This window comes from Curtobacterium phyllosphaerae, from assembly GCF_049341865.1.
Lineage (GTDB): Bacteria > Actinomycetota > Actinomycetes > Actinomycetales > Microbacteriaceae > Curtobacterium > Curtobacterium phyllosphaerae.
The window spans coordinates 171,494-189,336 of sequence record NZ_JBMPIU010000007.1 but is presented as its reverse complement, the minus strand read 5'-3'; the positions used below and the strand labels follow the sequence as shown (position 1 = coordinate 189,336).

16 protein-coding genes and 1 pseudogene are annotated in these 17,843 nt (G+C 71.8%); 8 read left to right on the top strand and 9 right to left on the bottom strand.

From position 1 onward, the window contains the following. Positions 1 to 116: 116 nt before the first annotated feature. The 3 genes from dacB to ACO0E0_RS13640 are packed head-to-tail and all read left to right on the top strand — an operon-like array spanning position 117 to position 3,803. Complete coding sequence (gene dacB, locus ACO0E0_RS13650; protein ID WP_422871982.1) at positions 117 to 1,622, top strand: D-alanyl-D-alanine carboxypeptidase/D-alanyl-D-alanine endopeptidase; 1,506 nt, start codon at positions 117 to 119, stop codon at positions 1,620 to 1,622. A gap of 34 nt (positions 1,623 to 1,656) precedes the next feature. Further along, entirely contained in the window at positions 1,657 to 2,298 is a 642-nt protein-coding gene (locus tag ACO0E0_RS13645; protein ID WP_422871981.1) for an isochorismatase family protein, read from the top strand. Further along, a complete protein-coding gene (locus tag ACO0E0_RS13640) occupies positions 2,295 to 3,803 on the top strand; it encodes an NAD-dependent succinate-semialdehyde dehydrogenase (protein WP_422871980.1) in 1,509 nt (502 codons plus the stop codon). Before ACO0E0_RS13645 ends, ACO0E0_RS13640 begins: the two co-directional genes overlap by 4 nt. Before the next feature lie 83 nt (positions 3,804 to 3,886). Here the strand turns inward: ACO0E0_RS13640 and ACO0E0_RS13635 are convergent, their stop codons facing one another. From ACO0E0_RS13635 to ACO0E0_RS13595, 9 genes and pseudogenes are all read right to left on the bottom strand, one after another. Continuing rightward, positions 3,887 to 5,779: an ABC transporter ATP-binding protein gene (locus ACO0E0_RS13635; protein ID WP_422871979.1), complete on the bottom strand. Its 1,893-nt coding sequence runs from the start codon at positions 5,777 to 5,779 to the stop codon at positions 3,887 to 3,889. Positions 5,780 to 5,832: 53 nt separating this feature from the next. Continuing rightward, positions 5,833 to 6,477: pseudogene (gene ribA / locus ACO0E0_RS13630) on the bottom strand (GTP cyclohydrolase II); the annotation flags it as partial. 8 nt (positions 6,478 to 6,485) lie between these two features. Then, complete coding sequence (ribD, locus tag ACO0E0_RS13625) at positions 6,486 to 7,484, bottom strand: bifunctional diaminohydroxyphosphoribosylaminopyrimidine deaminase/5-amino-6-(5-phosphoribosylamino)uracil reductase RibD (RefSeq protein WP_422871986.1); 999 nt, start codon at positions 7,482 to 7,484, stop codon at positions 6,486 to 6,488. A 149-nt stretch (positions 7,485 to 7,633) separates the two neighbouring features. After that, entirely contained in the window at positions 7,634 to 7,948 is a 315-nt protein-coding gene (locus ACO0E0_RS13620) for a hypothetical protein (protein WP_422871978.1), read from the bottom strand. 100 nt (positions 7,949 to 8,048) lie between these two features. After that, on the bottom strand, positions 8,049 to 8,606 hold the full coding sequence (locus tag ACO0E0_RS13615; protein WP_422871977.1) for a GNAT family N-acetyltransferase: 558 nt from the start codon (positions 8,604 to 8,606) through the stop codon (positions 8,049 to 8,051). Positions 8,607 to 8,621: 15 nt separating this feature from the next. After that, positions 8,622 to 9,641: a tryptophan--tRNA ligase gene (gene trpS / locus ACO0E0_RS13610; RefSeq protein WP_422871976.1), complete on the bottom strand. Its 1,020-nt coding sequence runs from the start codon at positions 9,639 to 9,641 to the stop codon at positions 8,622 to 8,624. A gap of 8 nt (positions 9,642 to 9,649) precedes the next feature. Then, complete coding sequence (locus ACO0E0_RS13605; protein ID WP_422871975.1) at positions 9,650 to 10,507, bottom strand: exodeoxyribonuclease III; 858 nt, start codon at positions 10,505 to 10,507, stop codon at positions 9,650 to 9,652. Positions 10,508 to 10,623: 116 nt separating this feature from the next. Next, complete coding sequence (locus ACO0E0_RS13600) at positions 10,624 to 10,896, bottom strand: HPr family phosphocarrier protein (RefSeq protein ID WP_422871974.1); 273 nt, start codon at positions 10,894 to 10,896, stop codon at positions 10,624 to 10,626. A gap of 124 nt (positions 10,897 to 11,020) precedes the next feature. Then, a complete protein-coding gene (locus ACO0E0_RS13595; protein WP_422871973.1) occupies positions 11,021 to 11,791 on the bottom strand; it encodes a DeoR/GlpR family DNA-binding transcription regulator in 771 nt (256 codons plus the stop codon). Between the two features lie 249 nt (positions 11,792 to 12,040). On the opposite strand from ACO0E0_RS13595, the gene ptsP reads away from it, so the two are divergent. The 5 genes from ptsP to ACO0E0_RS13570 all read left to right on the top strand — a co-directional run bounded on the left by ptsP (position 12,041) and on the right by ACO0E0_RS13570 (position 17,829). Beyond that, positions 12,041 to 13,696, top strand: coding sequence for a phosphoenolpyruvate--protein phosphotransferase (ptsP, locus tag ACO0E0_RS13590; RefSeq protein ID WP_422871972.1), 1,656 nt, complete (start codon positions 12,041 to 12,043; stop codon positions 13,694 to 13,696). Positions 13,697 to 13,779: 83 nt separating this feature from the next. Then, the gene (locus tag ACO0E0_RS13585; protein WP_422871971.1) at positions 13,780 to 15,339 is read left to right on the top strand and encodes a PTS mannitol transporter subunit IIBC; all 1,560 of its coding nucleotides are present in this window, start codon (positions 13,780 to 13,782) and stop codon (positions 15,337 to 15,339) included. A 40-nt stretch (positions 15,340 to 15,379) separates the two neighbouring features. Beyond that, positions 15,380 to 15,817, top strand: coding sequence for a PTS mannitol transporter subunit IIA (locus ACO0E0_RS13580; RefSeq protein ID WP_422871970.1), 438 nt, complete (start codon positions 15,380 to 15,382; stop codon positions 15,815 to 15,817). Continuing rightward, positions 15,814 to 16,983 carry a mannitol-1-phosphate 5-dehydrogenase gene (locus ACO0E0_RS13575; protein ID WP_422871969.1) on the top strand — a complete coding sequence of 390 codons (1,170 nt, stop codon included), beginning with the start codon at positions 15,814 to 15,816 and terminating at the stop codon, positions 16,981 to 16,983. The genes ACO0E0_RS13580 and ACO0E0_RS13575 overlap by 4 nt, the downstream gene beginning before the upstream one ends. 24 nt (positions 16,984 to 17,007) lie before the next feature. Beyond that, on the top strand, positions 17,008 to 17,829 hold the full coding sequence (locus ACO0E0_RS13570; RefSeq protein WP_422871968.1) for a dienelactone hydrolase family protein: 822 nt from the start codon (positions 17,008 to 17,010) through the stop codon (positions 17,827 to 17,829). Positions 17,830 to 17,843 lie beyond the last annotated feature (14 nt).

Genomic DNA, 17,843 nt, shown 5'->3' with positions numbered 1-17,843 from the left:
ACAACACTGACCGGATCCACTCAAGCCACGGACTCACTCCCGCAGCCCGAGTGTCACCAACCTGATGGCTCAGTACAGCTAGCCGCGGGCCGCGGTCGTCCGTAGAATCGTCGGCGATGTCCGACGACCAGACTCCGCCAGACCCCGCCCCCGCCACGGACGGGAGGCTCGGCTCGGCGCTCGCAGGGATCCGCCGGGCCGTCGCGCGGCGGCCCCTCGCCTGGGCCGTCGGCGGCTTCGTCGCCGTGCTCGTCCTCGGGTCCGGCGGTGCCGTCGCGGTGGCGGCGGCGACCGTGCCGACCACGTCGACGTCCGCGGCCGACGGGAACGGCGGCGGTCGTGCCTCCAGTCCGTCCTCGTCCGCGACACCCACACCGACACCGACGCCGACGGTCCCCGCGCGCCCGGTCCCCACCGACGTCGCGGCGCCGAGCACCCTGCGGACCTGTTCCGTCGCCGCTGCCGCGTCGGCGGCCGGTCTCGGGCAGTTCGAGGGCTTCGTGATGAACGCGGCGACCGGTGCGACCCTCTTCGACCGGTCCGGCTCGACCCCGGCGCGTACGGGCAGCGTGATGAAGACGCTCACCACGGCGACCGCGCTGGCCGACCTCGGCGGCGGCTACCGGATCCCGACCACCGTCGTCGACGAGGGCGACGGCACGATCGCCATCGTCGGCCACGGCGACGCCACGCTCTCCGTCGGGGGCGCCACGGTGTACCCGGGCGCCCCGACGCTCGCCGACCTCGCCACCCAAGTCAAGGCGAAGCTCGGGTCCACCCCGGTCACGACCATCGTGACCGACGACAGCTACTGGAACGACGCGGACGCCTGGGACCCGACGTGGCCGGTCTCCGAGCGCACCATCGGCTACCAGCCCGAGGTCACCGCGCTCATGGTCGACGGCGACCGCGCGAACCCCGCGGCGGCCACCTCGCCCCGGTCCACCGACCCCGTCGGTCGAGCCGGTGCGGCGTTCCGGACGGCGCTCGCGAACGCCGGGGTCGTCGGCGCAGCCGGAGCGGGCATCACGAAGCGCGCCACCACGGGCACCGCCACGATCGCCGAGGTGCAGTCCCAGCCGGTGTCGACCCTCATCGGGCAGATGATCCCGAACTCGGACAACACGCTCGCCGAGATGCTCGCCCGGATCTCGTCGCGCCAGTCCGGCGCGGACGGATCCGCCGCCTCCCTGACCGGGGTCTACCAGAAGGCGCTCGGCGCCGATGGACTGAACGCCGCCGGCATCGTCATCAAGGACGGGTCCGGCGAGAGCGCGGCGAACGCCGTGTCGCCCGCGCTCGTGGCGCAGCTCATGGTGCAGGTCGCCGCCGGGACCAACGGCCTCGGCACGCTCGCACAGGCGCTCCCGGTGGCGGGCGTGTCCGGTACGCTGTCGTCCCGGTTCACGGGTGCGAACGCCGTGGCCCGCGGGAAGGTGCACGCCAAGACCGGCTGGATCGACACCGCGAACACGCTCGGCGGGTACATCGACGCCGCGGACGGCACACGGCTGACGTTCGCGTTCTACGCGCTCGGGTCCTCCCGTGCGGCAGCGCTCCCCGCCCTCGACGCGGTCACCGCCGCCGTCTACCGGTGCGGTGGGAACCTGTCCGACAACTGACATGGGCGCGGACCCCGCGGGCCAGGATGGTCGCATGACCCGAGCCCTCATCGTCGTCGACGTCCAGAACGACTTCACCGAGGGCGGGGCGTTGGGCGTCGACGGTGGCGCCGACACCGCCGCCCGCATCACGGACTTCCTGCACGCGCACGCCGACGAGTACGCGCTCGTCGTGGCGTCGCGGGACTGGCACCACGGCGAGGACGACAACGGCGGGCACTTCGCCGCGTCCGTGTCCGGCGGAGCGGTCGGCCCCGACTTCGTGACCACCTGGCCGGTGCACTGCGTCGGCGGGACGCCCGGCGCCGACTACCACCCGGCGTTCGACACGACCGCGGTCGACGTGCACGTCCGGAAGGGCATGGGCGTGCCCGCCTACTCGGCGTTCGAGGGTGTCGACGACGAGGGTCGCCCCCTCGCTGCGGTGCTCGACGACGCCGGTGTCGACGCGGTCGACGTCGTCGGTATCGCCACCGACCACTGCGTCCGGGCGACCGCCCTCGACGGTGCGTCCGCCGGGCTCGGCGTCCGCGTCCTCGACGACCTGGTCGCCGGCGTCGCACCCGGTCCGAGCACGGCGGCGCTGGCGGAGATCCGGGTCGCCGGCGGCCAGGTCCTCCCCTCGACCCAGGCCGTCACCCAGTCCGACACCCGCACCGCAGGAGGTACCGCATGACCGACACCACGACCACCCCGGCAGCCCTCGCGACCGTCACCGACGACGTCGTCCGGGTCGAGGGCGTGCCCACCGGCGTGTTCGTCGGCGGGTCCTGGCGCGCGTCGTCGTCCGGTGCGACGTTCGCGGTGCAGGACCCCTCCACCGGTGCCGTGATCGCCGACGTCGCCGACGGCACCCCCGCGGACGGCATCGCCGCGCTCGACGCCGCGGTCGCCGCCCAGGACTCCTGGGCCGCGACACCGCCGCGTCGGCGCTCGGACGTCCTGCGCCGTGCGTTCGACCTCGTCCACGCGCACGCCGACGACCTCGCGGCGCTCATGACGCTCGAGATGGGCAAGCCGCTCGCCGAGTCCCGCGGCGAGGTGACGTACGGTGCCGAGTTCCTGCGCTGGTTCAGCGAGGAGGCCGTCCGGATCCGCGGCAGCTACTCGACGAACCCGGAGGGCACCGGCCGCGCGGTCGTCCTGAAGCGTCCGGTCGGACCGGTCTACGCCATCACGCCGTGGAACTTCCCGCTCGCGATGGCCACGCGGAAGATCGCGCCGGCACTCGCCGCGGGGTGCACCGTCGTCGTGAAGCCCGCCGACCTCACCCCGCTGACCACACTGTTCCTCGGACGGCTGTTCCAGGAGGCCGGGCTGCCGGACGGGGTGCTGAACATCGTCCCGACCTCCGACGCCGCCGGGCAGTCCGGCCCGCTCCTCGCGGACCGACGACTCCGCAAGCTGACCTTCACCGGGTCGACCCCGGTCGGCTCGGCGCTCCTCAAGCTCGCGGCCGACAACGTCCTGAAGACGAGCATGGAGCTCGGCGGGAACGCGCCGCTGCTCGTGTTCGACGACGCCGACCTCGACACCGCCGTCACCGCGGCGATGCTCGCGAAGTTCCGGAACGTCGGGGAGGCCTGCACCGCCGCGAACCGGTTCTTCGTGCAGGAGGGCATCGCGGACGCGTTCCTCGAACGGCTCACCGCGAAGGTGGAGGCGTTCACCATCGGCCGGGGGAGCGAGGACGGCACCACGATGGGGCCCCTCATCGACCAGAAGGCCGTCGACAAGGCATCCCGGCTCGTCGCGGACGCGATCGACCGTGGCGCCCGGCTCGTCGTCGGCGGCGAGCCGGTGGACCGTGCGGGCACGTTCTACGCCCCGACGATCCTCGACGGTGTCGAGCCCGGGTCGGACATCCTGACGACGGAGATCTTCGCGCCGGTCGTCTCCATCACGCGGTTCGCGACCGAGGACGAGGGGGTCCGGCTCGCGAACGACACCGAGTTCGGGCTCGTGTCCTACGCGTTCACGACCGACCTCGCCCGGGCTCAGCGGCTCGCCGAGCGGCTGCAGTCCGGGATGCTCGGGCTGAACATGGGCGTCATCTCGAACGCGAGCGCACCGTTCGGCGGGGTCAAGGCGTCCGGCCTCGGCCGAGAGGGGTCGCACGAGGGCATCGAGGAGTACCTCGAGACGGTGTACATGCTGACACCGGACCCGTTCGGGGCCTGATCCCGCGCGGGCCGTCCCCCGTGGTCCACCGGTCCGACACTCTCGTCGGGGTGACACGGTTCCGCGACGGCCGGGGTGTCGCCTCAGACGAGCAGCTGGTGCTTCGCGAGGTCCCGGTACAGCGGCGTCGTCTGCACCAGCTCCGAGTGCGTACCGATGCCGACGACCCGGCCGTGCTCGAGCACGACGATGACGTCCGAGTCGACGACGGTCGACAGGCGGTGTGCGATGACGAGGAGCGTCCGGTCGGCCGCGACGGCGTCGATCGCCAGTCGGAGCCGTTGCTCGTTGATGCCGTCGAGGCTCGACGTCGACTCGTCGAGGAGCAGGATGGGCGGTGCGGCGAGGAGCGCTCGGGCGATCGCGAGTCGTTGCCGTTCCCCGCCGGACAGCATCACGCCGTCCTCGCCCACCTGCGCGTCGAGGCCGCGCTCGTCCCGGTCGAGCACCTCGGTCAGGTTGACGGCCTCGAGCACGCGGACGCACTCGTCCTCGGTCGCGGCCGGCGACCCGAGGAGCAGGTTCGCGCGGATCGTGCCGGCGAGCACCGGGGCGTCCTGCTCGACGTACCCGATCTGCGCGCGGAGGTCGGCGCGGTCGAGTCCGCGGACGTCGATGCCGCCGAGTCGGATGACGCCGCCGGTCGGGTCGTAGAACCGCTCGATGAGGGCGAGCGTGGTGCTCTTCCCGGCGCCGGAGGGCCCGACGAGCGCGACGCGGCTCCCGCGGGGGACACTGAACGACACGTCGTGCAGGACGGTCGGGTCCTGGTCGCGGTGGCCGTCGTCGGCGACGCCGGTCCCGCCTCCCGTCCGGTCCACGGCACCCGCCGGACTGGAGGCCCGCATCGCGTCCGCCGCGATGGTCCCGTCCGGCGACGTGGTCACCACCAGGGCGTCCTCGCGGTACCGGAACGAGACGTGCTCGAAGGTGATCGCGTCGTCGGTGGCGACCGCCGGCAGGGGCGAGACCGCGGCGTCGTCGGCGTCCTCGTCGGGGAGGTCGAGGATCTCCTGGATGCGGCCGAGCGCTCCGAGGGCCTGGTTCACCGCGATCGCTGCGCCCATCGCCTGGCCGAGCGGCGTGATCATCATGAAGAGCAGCAGGATGAACGTGACGAGGGTGGCGATCGAGATCGTGCCCGCGGCGACCTGGGCCCCGCCGACCCCGATCACGACGATGAACGAGACCTGGAGCGCGATGAACGACACCGGGACGACGAACGCGGACATCCTGGCGATGTCGAGTCCGCGGCGGTAGGCGTCCGTCGCGTGGCCGTCGATCTCGGTGACCTCGCGGTCGGTCGCCCCGGCGGCACGGATGGTCCGCACGGCGCTGATGCCGCGCTCGACCGCGGCGGTGAGGTCGCCGACCTTCTCCTGCGCGCGCTTGCTCGCGACGCGGATGCGGCGGCTCAGGGTGCCGACGAACACGATCGACAGCGCGATGATGACGACGGTGATGCCGAGGAGGAGCGGGTCGATGACCGCCATCACGACCACGGCGCCGATGAACGTCAGCGCGCCACCGATCGCCTCGATGAGCCCCTGCGTGAGGACGGCGCGGAGGAGCGTGGTGTCGCTGCCGATCCGGGAGACGAGGTCACCGGTCCGCCGGACGTCGAACTCCGCGATCGGGAGCCGCAGGATCTTCGCGACGAGGCGGCGACGGCTCGAGAGCACGACGCCCTCGCCAGCGCGCTGGAGCAGGAAGTGCTGGAAGCCGTTGAGGAGCCCGGACACCACCACGAGGACGGCGAGCAGGGTGACGAAGACCGCCACCGTCTGCCCCTTCTGGACGGCGGTGATGACCTCGCGGATGAGCAGCGGTTGTGCGAGGGACGCGGCAGCGCCGAGGACGCTCAGGAAGATGATGAACCCCATCACCCTGCGGTTCTCGAACAGGTAGGGCAGGAGGGTGCCGAACGTCGCGCGGGGTCCGTCGTGCGGCTTGCGGCGGCTCAGGAAGTTGGTCATGGATCCTTCTCGTTGTCCGACCCCGCAACCGTACGTGGTCGGGCGCGGACGGTTCAGCGGCGCGCGTCGGCCTGGAGGTGCTCGGGCAGGGTGTGCCCCATCCGGGCGCGCTTGGTCTCGAGGTACCCGGAGTTCTCCGTCGACACGCCGACGACGAGCGGGACGAGCTGGTCCACGACGATGCCGTGCTCCTCGAGCTGCCGCTGCTTCTCCGGGTTGTTCGACAGCAGGCGGATGCGCGTCACACCGAGGTCCGCGAGGATCCCGGCTGCGGCGCCGTACTCGCGGGCGTCGGCCGGGAGACCGAGCGCGAGGTTCGCGTCGAGCGTGTCCAGGCCGTCCTCCTGCAACCGGTAGGCGCGGAGCTTGTCGACGAGCCCGATGCCGCGGCCCTCCTGTCCGCGGAGGTACACCACGATCCCGCCCTCGGTCGCGATCGTGTCGAGCGCGGCGTCGAGCTGCGGACCGCACTCGCACTTCAGAGACCCGAAGGCCTCGCCGGTGAGGCACTCCGAGTGCACGCGGACGAGTGCGCCGTCCACCGGGTCCGATCCGTCCGGCGCCGTGCCGACGACGGCGACGTGCTCCGCCCCGGTGACGAGGTCGCGGTAGGCGCGCATCTCGAACGTGCCGTGGCCGGTCGGCACGTGCGTCGCGACCTCGAAACGCACCGGACTGCCCGGGGTGGCGGATGTCAGGGCGTCGCTCATGGGGTGCTCCGGTCCATGCGGGCGCGGAACAGGAGGTCCGGGCCGAGTTCGGTGATCGATGCTACGTCCAACCGCAGACGCGCGTTCATGCTTCCCACGCCCAGGTCGTGGAGTGCCAGCCCGGGACCGCCGAGCAGCACGGGGGCGATGTAGACGAGGAGCTCGTCGGCGAGACCGGCGCGGATCATCGCGCTCGCGATCGTCGGACCGCCTTCGACGAACACGGTGTGCACCCCGAGCGGACGGAGCGACCGGATCGCCGCGTCGAGGTCGTGACCGGGCACGGCGACGAACCCGCGCGGGTGCCGTCGCACCGCCGCCTCGTCCGGGACCGCTCGGTCACCGACCACGACCGCGAGGGGTTGCGTGGGCAGGAGTTCGCCGGCGTCGCCCCGCGCGGTGAGGCTCGGGTCGTCGTCGAGCACGGTGCCGGTGCCGACGAGGACCGCGTCGTGGTCGGCACGCTGTTCGTGCACGTGCTGCCGGGCGGCGGCCCCGGTGATCCAGCGGCTCGAACCGTCGGCGGCGGCGGCGCGTCCGTCGAGACTCGACGCCCACTTGACCGTCACCCACGGGCGCCCGGTCCGTCGGGCGAGCAGCCACCGTTCGAGGAACGTCTCGGCCTGGTCCGCGAGGAGTCCCGTCACGACGTCGACGCCTCCGGAACGGAGTCGGTCCGCACCGCCGTGGACCGTCGGGGAGGGGTCGTCGATCGCGTACACGACGCGTCCGACCCCGGCGTCGAGGAGCGCGACGGCGCACGGACCGGTCCGGCCGGTGTGGTTGCACGGCTCGAGGGTCACGACGGCCGTCGCGCCGCGGGCGGCCCCTGGCGGGAGCTTCGACAGGGCATCGACCTCGGCGTGCGGGGTGCCTGCGCCACGGTGGTGGCCCTCGGCGATCGTGCGGCCGGACGCGTCGAGGAGCACCGCCCCGACGCGGGCGTGGTCGCCGGTCCGCGGACCCTCGGCCGCGAGCTCGAACGCCCGCCGCATCGCCCGTTCCTCGGCGGCGGAGACCGGGGCTGAGACCGAGACCGGACCGGAGACCGAGGTCGAGACCGGGGCGGACGGCGGTCCGTCGGCCCCTGCGGTGCTGTCGCCCGGGGTGCTGGTGCTCACCGACCGAGCATATCGACGGCCGGTCAGCGGCGACGACGCAGGACGTCGCGGAGCGTCCGCCGCCGGCGCCCCGGGAGGACGATCGGTCGGGTCACCTGGTGCGCGAGGTCGTGCAGGTTGTTCCGCTTGGAGCCGTCCCAGTTCACGTACAGGTAGGCGGTGCCGAGCGCCGTCGCGATCCGGACCCGGGTGCGTTCGAACGACGAGGGACCGGCGACGTAGGTGCCGCCCGACTCGATCTCGACGATCGCGGACGCGAGGTCGGTGACGCCCGTTGACGTCACGATGGTGGTGATGCCGCTGTGGTCGCGGGCGACGAATTCGATGGTGTGGGTCATGGTCCGACTCGGTTCGGGGGACCGGGGCGCTGGGCTCCGAAGCGACGACTGGGGGAGGCGGAGTCCACTCCCGGAACCGTCGTCGCTCCCGAGGACGATCCTACGACGACACCGACTCCGTCGGCCAGGCGATGTCCGATGCCCGTCGCCCGTCGGCGCGGAGCAGCCCTGTCCAGCAGTCCACCGGGGAGCCGTCGCGTCCCGGGAGTCGTCCGGGCCTGACCCCGGTGTAGGAGAACCCCGCGCGGCGGGCGACGCCGGCGGACGCGGTGTTCCCGAGGAAGCACTCCCAGTAGACGTCCGGGTCCCCGCGGCCGAACGCCCAGTCGACGACGAGACCGACCGCCGCGGACATCAGACCGAGCCCGCGCGCCGACGGCGCGAGCCAGAACCCGAGCTCGCGACCGGACGTCCGGTACGAGACGACCCCGTCGAGCCAGGTCGACCCGGGCCGACGGATCGCCCAGGTGCATTCCCGGTCGGACGCCCACCCGGGACCGACGAGCGCGTCGACGAAGGCGTGGGCGTCCTGCGGTCGGTACGGCACCGGGATGGTGGTGAAGCGCTGGATGCTGGCGTCCTGGCACGCGTCCGTGATCGCGACGGTGTCCGCCCGCGTCGGCATGTCGAGCCGGACGAACGGGGACGACAGCGTCACGGGCAGCATGGTCGCCTAGCGCCGACGGCGCGGGACGAAGCCGATGCGGTCGTAGACCTCGCCGAGCGTCTCCTGTGCGATGGACTCGGCACGGTCGGCACCGACGGCGAGCAGCCGGTCGAGCTCGGCCGGGTCGTCGAGGAGGTCCAGGGTCCGCGCGCGCACCGGTTCGAGTTCGGCGACCACGGCGTCGGCCACCGCCCCCTTGAGGTCGCCGTAGCCCTTGCCGGCGAACTCCGACTCGAGCTTCGGGATCGGCGTCCTCGTGAACGACGACAGGATGGCGAGGAGGTTCGTGATCCCGGGCTTCCGCTCACGGTCCGCGACGATCTCGCGCTCGGTGTCCGTGACGGCGGAACGGATCTTCTTGGCGGTCCGTCCCGGCTCGTCGAGGAGCTGCACGAGGCCGGCGTCGGTCGCGGCGGACTTGCTCATCTTGGCGGTGGGGTTCTGCAGGTCGTAGATCCGCGCGGCGTCGGGCAGGATCTGCGCCGTCGGCACGACGAACGTGTCGCCGAACCGGGCGTTGAACCGCGCGGCGAGGTCGCGGGTCAGCTCGACGTGCTGCCGCTGGTCGTCGCCCACCGGGACGACGGCCGCGTCGTACAGCAGGATGTCCGCCGCCATGAGCATCGGGTACGTGAACAGGCCGACCGAGGCCGACTCGGAGCCCTGGCGCGCGGACTTGTCCTTGAACTGCGTCATCCGGCTCGCCTCACCGAACCCGGTCAGCGTGTTCAACACCCAGGCGAGTTCGGCGTGCGCGGGCACGTGCGACTGGATGAACAGGGTCGAGCGCCCGGGGTCGATGCCTGCGGCGATGTACTGCGCTGCGGTCCGTCGGGTGTTCTCGCGGAGTGCGGCCGGGTCCTGCGGCGACGTGATGGCGTGCATGTCGACGACGCAGTAGATCGCGTCGTACTCGTCCTGCAGGTCGCGCCACTGCGTGAGCGCACCGATGTAGTTGCCGAGGTGCAGGGATCCGGCGGACGGCTGGATGCCGGAGAACAGACGTGTCTTCTGGGCGGTGGCCATGGGGAGTCCTAGAGGGAGTAGTCGACGACGACGGGGGTGTGGTCGGACCAGCGCGTGTCGTAGGACGCGGCACGGTCGACGACGTGCTGCGAGACCGTCGCGGCGAGGTCCGGGGTCGCGAGCTGGTAGTCGATGCGCCAGCCGGAGTCGTTGTCGAACGCCTTGCCGCGCCAGGACCACCACGTGTACGGGCCGTCGACGTCGCCGGCCTGCGCGCGCCCGACGTCGACCCAGCCGAGGCCGGTGCCGGTCGAGCCGTCGACCGCGGTCACCGGCTCGCCGTCGGCGCCGAGGAAGCGGTCGAGGTAGGCACGTTCGCGCGGGAGGAACCCGGCCCGCCTGACGTTGCCCTTCCAGTTCTTGATGTCGCGCTCGTCGTGCCCGACGTTGAGGTCGCCGACGACGACCGCGAGCGGGTTGTGTGCACGGAGCTCCGGGAGCCGCTCGGCCATCGCGTCGAGGAACTTCCACTTCTCGACCTGCTTCGGCGTGTCCGCCTCGCCCGAGTGGACGTACGCGCTCACGACCGTGACGAGGGTCCCGTCGACGTCGAGGTCCGCTTCGAGCCAGCGGCCCGCCGAGTCGAAGTCGTCCGGACCGAGCGCCACGCGGTGGACGTCGGCACCCGCCACGTGGCCGCCGACGCGGAACGCGACAGCGACACCGGCGCGGCCCTTCGTGGTCGCGGGGTGGTGCAGGACGGTCCAGTCGTCGCCGAGGAGCGCGGCGACGTCGTCGTCGGTCGCACGGACCTCCTGCATCGCGAGGACATCGACGTCACGCGAGGACAACCACTCGCCCATGCCCTTGCGGAAGGCGGCGCGGATGCCGTTGACGTTGACGGTCGCGAGGCGCAGGCGTGACATGCCTCAACCCTATCCAGGGCCGGTCCGGTCGGGGTTCCGGAGAACGCGAGGTCGGCCGCGTCGCGCAGGGGAACAGCTCTGCGCGACGCGGCCGACCTGGTGTTCCGCGGGAGCGTCTACGCCGCGTCGTGGTCCGTCTGCAGGAACGTGACGAGCTCGTCCGCGACCTTCTCGGCGTCGTCGCCGTTGACGGTCAGCGTGACCTGGTCGCCGCTCTCGACGCCGAGGCCGAGCAGGCCGAGGATGCTGCCCGCGTTCGCCGACTTGTCGCCCTTGCCGATCGTGACCTGGTGGGCGGACGAGGTGACGTTCTGGACGAACAGCGACGCCGGGCGGGCGTGCAGGCCGGACGCGCTGGCGACGGTGACGGTGCGGGTGGCTTCGGACATCGGTACTCCTGTCGACGGTCGGACCGCAGGGGGTCCTGGTGGGTGCGCCCTCATGGTAGCGAGCGGTTGGTGGACGGGGACGGGGACGGGGACGGGGACGGGGACGGGGAGGGGACTGGGCTCGTCAGGAGCGGCCCGGCCAGAAGACCTCGGTGCCCGCGGCCTCGACCTCGCGGACGAGGTCGAGGTTGACGGCGGGGTCGGTGATGATCGTGTCGATCGCGGCGAGCGGCGCGACCCGGCCGAACTCCTCGCGGCCGAACTTGGTGTGGTCCGCGAGGAGGATGCTCCGCCTGGCCGCCTTGATGAGCGCCGACTTGACGGCCGCCTCGGCGATGTTGTGCGTCGTGAGGCCGCGTTCCGGGGTGATCCCGTTGATGCTGATGAACGCGACGTCGACGCTCACCATCCCGACGAGCTGGTGCGTCCACGTGCCGACGCCCGCGAGCGAGTCGCTCCGGATGTTCCCGCCGAGGAAGTGCAGGTCGATGCCCGGCCGGTTCGCGACCGCCATGGCGACCGGGAGCGAGTGCGTGACGACGGTGAGCCCGCGATCGGTCGGGAGCATCTCCGCGAGGCAGATGGTCGAGGTGCCGGCGTCGATGATGACCGAGCCGTTCTCCGGGAGCTCGCCGAGTGCCGCCTCGGCGATCACCATCTTCTCCGTCGTGTTGATGCCCCCGCGGTCGCCGACACCGGCGTGGATCGTGATCCGCTCCACGGGGATCGCGCCGCCGTGGGCACGACGGACGAGCCCGCGACGCTCGAGGCTGGTGAGGTCCCGGCGGATCGTCTCCGGCGTGACGGCGAGCAGCTCGGCGAGGTCCTTGACGTCGACACGGCCCTGCTGCCGGGCCTGCTCGACGATGCGCTGATGGCGTTCGGGGGCGTACATGGGACCTCGTTGTCGTGCGTGCGGGTCGCGATCGGACCGTGCTGCGGACACGAACCGATGCATTCGGGCACCGATTCGCGGGCTGTTGCGGAGTCAGACTCAAACGGGCGTCTGTTTCTGCATATTTATCCCCGGATTTGTTTGTTTGTCAACCGAGATCGATGTATGGTCGTCGCAGCGCACGCCGGTGCGCCCCGCTTGTGCCCCGCACGTGCCGTCAGGTCGCGTGCTGAGATGAAGGAGTCTCGGATGTCCGTACTGCCCGGAATCGGCGTCGGTCGTGGCATCGCCTACGGCCCCGTGCTGCGCATGGCGGACCCGCTCGGCGAACCGGCCACCACGCCGCTCGAGGGCTCGGCGGACTCCGCGAAGTCGTCGGTGCACGACGCGCTCGCCGCCGTGGCCGAGGACCTCAGCAGGCGCGGCGCCCTCGCCGGCGGCGACGCCCAGGCGGTGCTCGAGGCCCAGGCGCTGATGGCCCAGGACCCGACGCTCCTCGACGACGTGCACGCCCGCATCGACGGCGGCACGAACCCGGAACGCGCCGTGTACGAGGCGTTCCAGGCGTTCCAGGACATCCTCGCCGGCATGGGCGGCTACATGGGGGAGCGGGCCGCCGACCTCGGCGACGTCGCCCAGCGCATCATCGCGAAGCTCCGCGGCGTCCACGCACCCGGCGTCCCCGAGTCCGACACGCCGTTCGTCCTCGTCGCCCGCGACCTGGCCCCGGCCGACACGGCCCTGCTCGACCTCGACAAGGTCCTCGCGCTCGTCACGAGCGACGGCGGACCGACGTCGCACACCGCCATCCTCGCCCGCGCCAAGGGGATCACGGCCATCGTCGGCGTCACCGGCGCCGCCGACCTCGTCGACGGCACGCCGATCATCGTCGACGCGGTCGCGGGGTCCGTCACGACCGACCCGGATGCGTCGCTCGTCGCCGAGACGGAGGCCCGGATCGCCGACCGTCTCGCCGCGCTCGACGCCCCGCTCACCCCGGGTGCGCTCGCAGACGGCACCGCCGTCCCGCTGCTCGCGAACCTCGGGTCGCCCTCCGACGCCGCCGGGGCGGTCGCGCTCGGCGCCGAGGGCGTCGGCCTGTTCCGCACCGAGTTCCTCTTCCTCGACTCCCCGTACGCGCCGTCGGTGGAGTCGCAGAAGGCGTCCTACGTCGCACTGCTGCAGGCGTTCCCGGGCCGGAAGGTCGTCGTCCGCGCGCTCGACGCCGGCGCCGACAAGCCGTTGCCGTTCCTCACCGACAAGGGCGAGGAGAACCCGGCGCTCGGCCGCCGTGGCCTCCGCGCGCTCCGGCACCACGAGGAGATCCTGCGCGACCAGCTCACCGCGCTCGCCCAGGCCGACGCCGAGACCGAGGCCGACCTCTGGGTGATGGCGCCGATGGTCGCCGACGCCGAGGAGACCGCCTACTTCGTCGCACTCGCCCGCGAACTCGGCATCCGCACCGCCGGGGTGATGGCCGAGGTGCCGTCCCTGGCGCTCCTCGCCGAGCAGGTCTTCGCCGAGGCCGACTTCGTGTCGATCGGCACGAACGACCTCACGCAGTACACGATGGCCGCCGACCGGCTCCTCGGCTCGGTCGCGAGCTACCAGGACCCCTGGCACCCGGCGGTCCTCCGGCTCGTCGCACAGCTCGGCACCGCCGGCGGTGCCGTGTCCAAGGGCGTCGGCATCTGCGGCGAGGCCGCCGCCGACCCGCTCCTCGCGGTGGTGCTCGTCGGCCTCGGCGCGACCACCCTCTCCATGACTCCCGCCGCCCTCGCGGACGTGCGCGCCGAACTCGGCAAGCACACCCTCGACCAGGCGCGCGAGATGGCCCGGGCAGCGCTCGCGGCCACCACTGCGTCGGCCGCCAAGGCCGCCGCGGCCGCGGCGCACGTCGCCTGAGCCACCCCCTCCAGCACCACCCTCCGTCCCCCCACAGCACCACAATCCGTTTCCCGTAGCAGCACACACAGAAAGAACCGCTCATGACAACGTCGTCCGTTGCAGCGACCGGCGCCCCGAAGTCACGGGGAGGCGGCCGCGTCCGCGTCCAGAAGTTCGGGACATTCCTCTCCGGCATGGTCATGCCGAACATCGCGATCTTCATCGCGTGGGGCTTCATCACCGCCTTCTTCATCCAGACCGGGTGGACCCCGGTCGGCGTCCTCGGCGGCTTCGGCACGACCGACGGCGTCGCCAACATCGGTCTCGTCGGCCCGATCCTGACCTACCTGATCCCGCTCGCGATCGCGTTCCAGGGCGGCCGGATGGTCTACGACACCCGTGGTGCCGTCGTCGGCTCGGTCTTCGCCATGGGCGTCATCATCGGCGCCAACGGCACGATCATGATCCTCGGCGCCATGGTCTGCGGACCGCTCGGTGCGTGGCTGATCAAGCAGATCGACAAGATCTGGGACGGCAAGATCAAGCCCGGCTTCGAGATGCTCGTCAACAACTACGCGGCCGGCATCCTCGGGTTCGCGCTCGCGCTGCTCGGGTTCTTCGTGTTCGCCCCGATCTTCAAGGCGATCGCGACTGGTCTCGGCAAGGGCGTGGAGGCGCTCGTCAACGCGCACCTCCTGCCGCTCGCCAGCCTCATCATCGAGCCCGCCAAGATCGTGTTCCTCAACAACGCGATCAACCACGGCGTGCTCGACCAGCTCGGTGCGCAGCAGGTGCAGGAGTCCGGCAAGTCGATCCTGTTCCTCCTCGAGGCCAACCCCGGCCCCGGTCTCGGCATCCTCCTCGCCTTCACCTTCTTCGGCGTCGGCGCCGCCCGGTCCACCGCTCCCGGCGCGATCCTCATCCAGTTCTTCGGTGGCATCCACGAGATCTACTTCCCGTACGTGCTGCAGAAGCCGGTCCTGTTCATCGCCGTCATCCTCGGTGGTGCCACGGGTGTCGGCACGAACGCCCTGTTCAACTCCGGTCTGACCGCCCCGGCATCGCCCGGGTCGATCATCGCTGTCCTCGCGAACACGTCGCGTGACAGCTACCTCGGTGTGATCCTGTCCGTCATCCTGTCGGCCGCGGTCTCCGGTGTCGTCGCGTCGTTCTTCCTCATCGCCACCCGCAAGCGCGACCTCGCGAACGGCGGCGGCGACATGTCCGACGCCCTCGCGAAGATGCAGGCGACCAAGGGCCGCGACGCCAACGCCGCGACCGCCGGTCTGTTCGGCAACAACGCCCCGGCGTCCGAGGAGGAGGCCGAGTCCTCCTTCGGCGGTGTCGGATCCGCCAGTGCCACGGCGACGCGCACCCGCGTCGAGAACATCGTGTTCGCCTGTGACGCCGGCATGGGATCGAGTGCGATGGGCGCGAGCGTCCTCCGCAACAAGATCAAGAAGGCCGGGATCGAGGGCGTGACCGTCGTGAACAAGGCGATCGCGAACCTGTCCGGTGACGAGGACCTCGTCATCACCCAGGAGCAGCTCACGGAGCGCGCAACCCAGAAGACCCCGAACGCGCAGCACGTGTCGGTGGGTAACTTCATGAATGCGCCGCAGTACGACCAGGTCGTCGAGCAGCTCAAGTCCCAGCAGTAGCAGCACTCCCGGAAACGGGCCGAAACTAGGAGAACCACCGATGACCGCTCCCGTCCTCCAGGAATCACAGATCCGTGCCGAGGGCACCGCCACCACCAAGATGGAGGCGATGCGCGAGGCCCACGAGATCCTGATGGAGGCGGGGGCGGTCACGGCTGACTACCTGCCCGCGATGATCGAGCGGGAGAAGACCGTGTCCACGTACATGGGCAACTTCCTCGCGATCCCGCACGGGACGAACGACGCGAAGGAGGCCATCAAGGCCTCGGCGCTGTCGTTCGTCCGCTACTCCACGCCGATCGACTGGGACGGCAACCCCGTCCGGTTCGTCGTCGGCATCGCCGGCGTCGAGAACCAGCACCTCGACATCCTGTCGAAGATCGCGATCGTGTTCTCCGACGACGACCAGGTGCAGGCGCTCACCGACGCAGCCGACGAGGACGCCATCTTCGCGATGCTCTCCGAGGTCAACGAGTGACCGACGCCCGGGTCGGGACCGCCGTCCACTTCGGTGCCGGGAACATCGGGCGTGGCTTCGTGGGGCTCCTGCTCCACCAGGCCGGCTACGAGGTCGTGTTCGCGGACGTCGCCGCACCCCTCATCGACGCGCTCGCCGCCGCCGACTCCTACACCGTGCACGAGGTCGGCGCCGGCGCGACCGACCACGAGGTCACCGGTTTCCGTGCGGTGAACAGCGCCACGGACGAGTCGGCTGTCGTCGACGAGGTCGCCGCGGCGGCCGTCGTCACCTGCGCTGTCGGTCCGACGGTCCTGAAGTTCATCGCGCCGGTGATCGCCCGCGGGCTCGTCGCCCGCGATGCCGACGCTCCGCCGCTCGCCGTGATGGCGTGCGAGAACGCGATCAACGCCACCGACCGCCTCCGCGAGTTCATCGAGGCGGCACTGCCGGACGACGTCCGGGACGCCGCCCTCGCCAAGGCTGTCTTCGCGAACACCGCCGTCGACCGCATCGTGCCCGCGCAGGCACCCGGCCAGGGCCTCGACGTCACCGTGGAGACCTACTACGAGTGGGCCATCGACCGGACGCCGTTCGCCGGCGCCGAGCCGACGTTGCCCGGTGCGCACTACGTCGACGGGCTCGCCGCGTCGATCGAGCGGAAGCTCTTCACCGTGAACACCGGTCACGCGACCGTCGCGTACCACGGCTTCCTCGCCGGGGCGGACAGGATCTCCGACGCCGTGGCGATGCCGGCCGTGCGGTCGGCACTCCTCGCCGTGCTCGACGAGACGAGCGACCTGCTCGTCGAGCGCCACGCACTGGACGCCGACGTGCACCGTGCCTACGTCCGAGCGATCGTCGCCCGGTTCGAGAACCCGCACCTGCCGGACACCGTGACCCGCGTCGGGCGCCAGCCGCTCCGCAAGCTGTCCCGCGACGAGCGGTTCGTGTCACCGGCCGCCGCGATCGCCGAGTCCGGCACCGAGCCGACCGCCCTCCTCGACGCGATGGGGGCCGCATTGCGGTTCGACGTCGCGGACGACGAGCAGAGTGTCGAGCTGCAGGCGCTCCTCGCCTCCGACGCGACCGACGACGAGGTCGCCACGCAGATCACCGGCCTCGACGCCGGACACCCGCTGCTCGCGCCGTTCACGGTGCGGATCGGCGCGGCGCGCGCCGCCTGACGCGCGCAGACGATCGGAGACCACATGGCCGGACAGCCCGGAGCCGCACCCGCATCGACGCTCGACGGCTGGTCGGTCGCACCGTTCAGCGGCGGCGGACTGACGCACGACTGCTACGAGAAGGGCTCCGGGCCGGGCGTCGTGCTCATCCCGGAGGTGCCCGGGATCACACCGGAGGTCCTCGGGCTCGCCGACCACCTCGTCGCGTCCGGCTTCACCGTGGTCGTCCCGTCGCCGTTCGGTGACCCAGGACGCCCGATGAGTGCCGGCTACGCCCTGCGGGTGGTCGCGAGGCTCTGCGTCCAGGCCGAGTTCCGGGCGTTCGCCGTGGGTGCTCGTCGTCCGGTCACGGCGTATCTCCGCGCCGTCGCCGCCGACCTCGCAGGACGGACCCCGGGCACCGGCGTCGGCGTGATCGGGATGTGCTTCACGGGCGGGTTCGCCCTCGCCGCCGCGGTCGACGACTCGGTGCGCGCGTCGGTGGTCAGCCAGCCGGGCGTGCCGATGCCGCTCGGCGCCACGCGACGCGCCGATCCGACGATGTCGGCGGAGGAGCTCGACCGCGTCGCCGCACGTGCCGGCGCCGGGGACGTCTGCGCGATCGGACTGCGGTTCAGCCAGGACGGTCTCGTGCCGCCGGAGCGCTTCGCGGCGATCCGCGACCGGCTCGGTGACGCGTTCGAGGTCATCGAGCTCGACTCCTCGCCGGGCAACCCGACCGGGTTCCCGGCGTCTGCGCACTCCGTGCTGACGAACGAGGTCCGCGAGGTCCCCGGCCATCCGGCACTCGGAGCGCGGGACCGCGTCGTCGCGTTCCTCCGGGAGCGGCTCGCACCGCCAGTGTGAGGTCGGGGCGACGG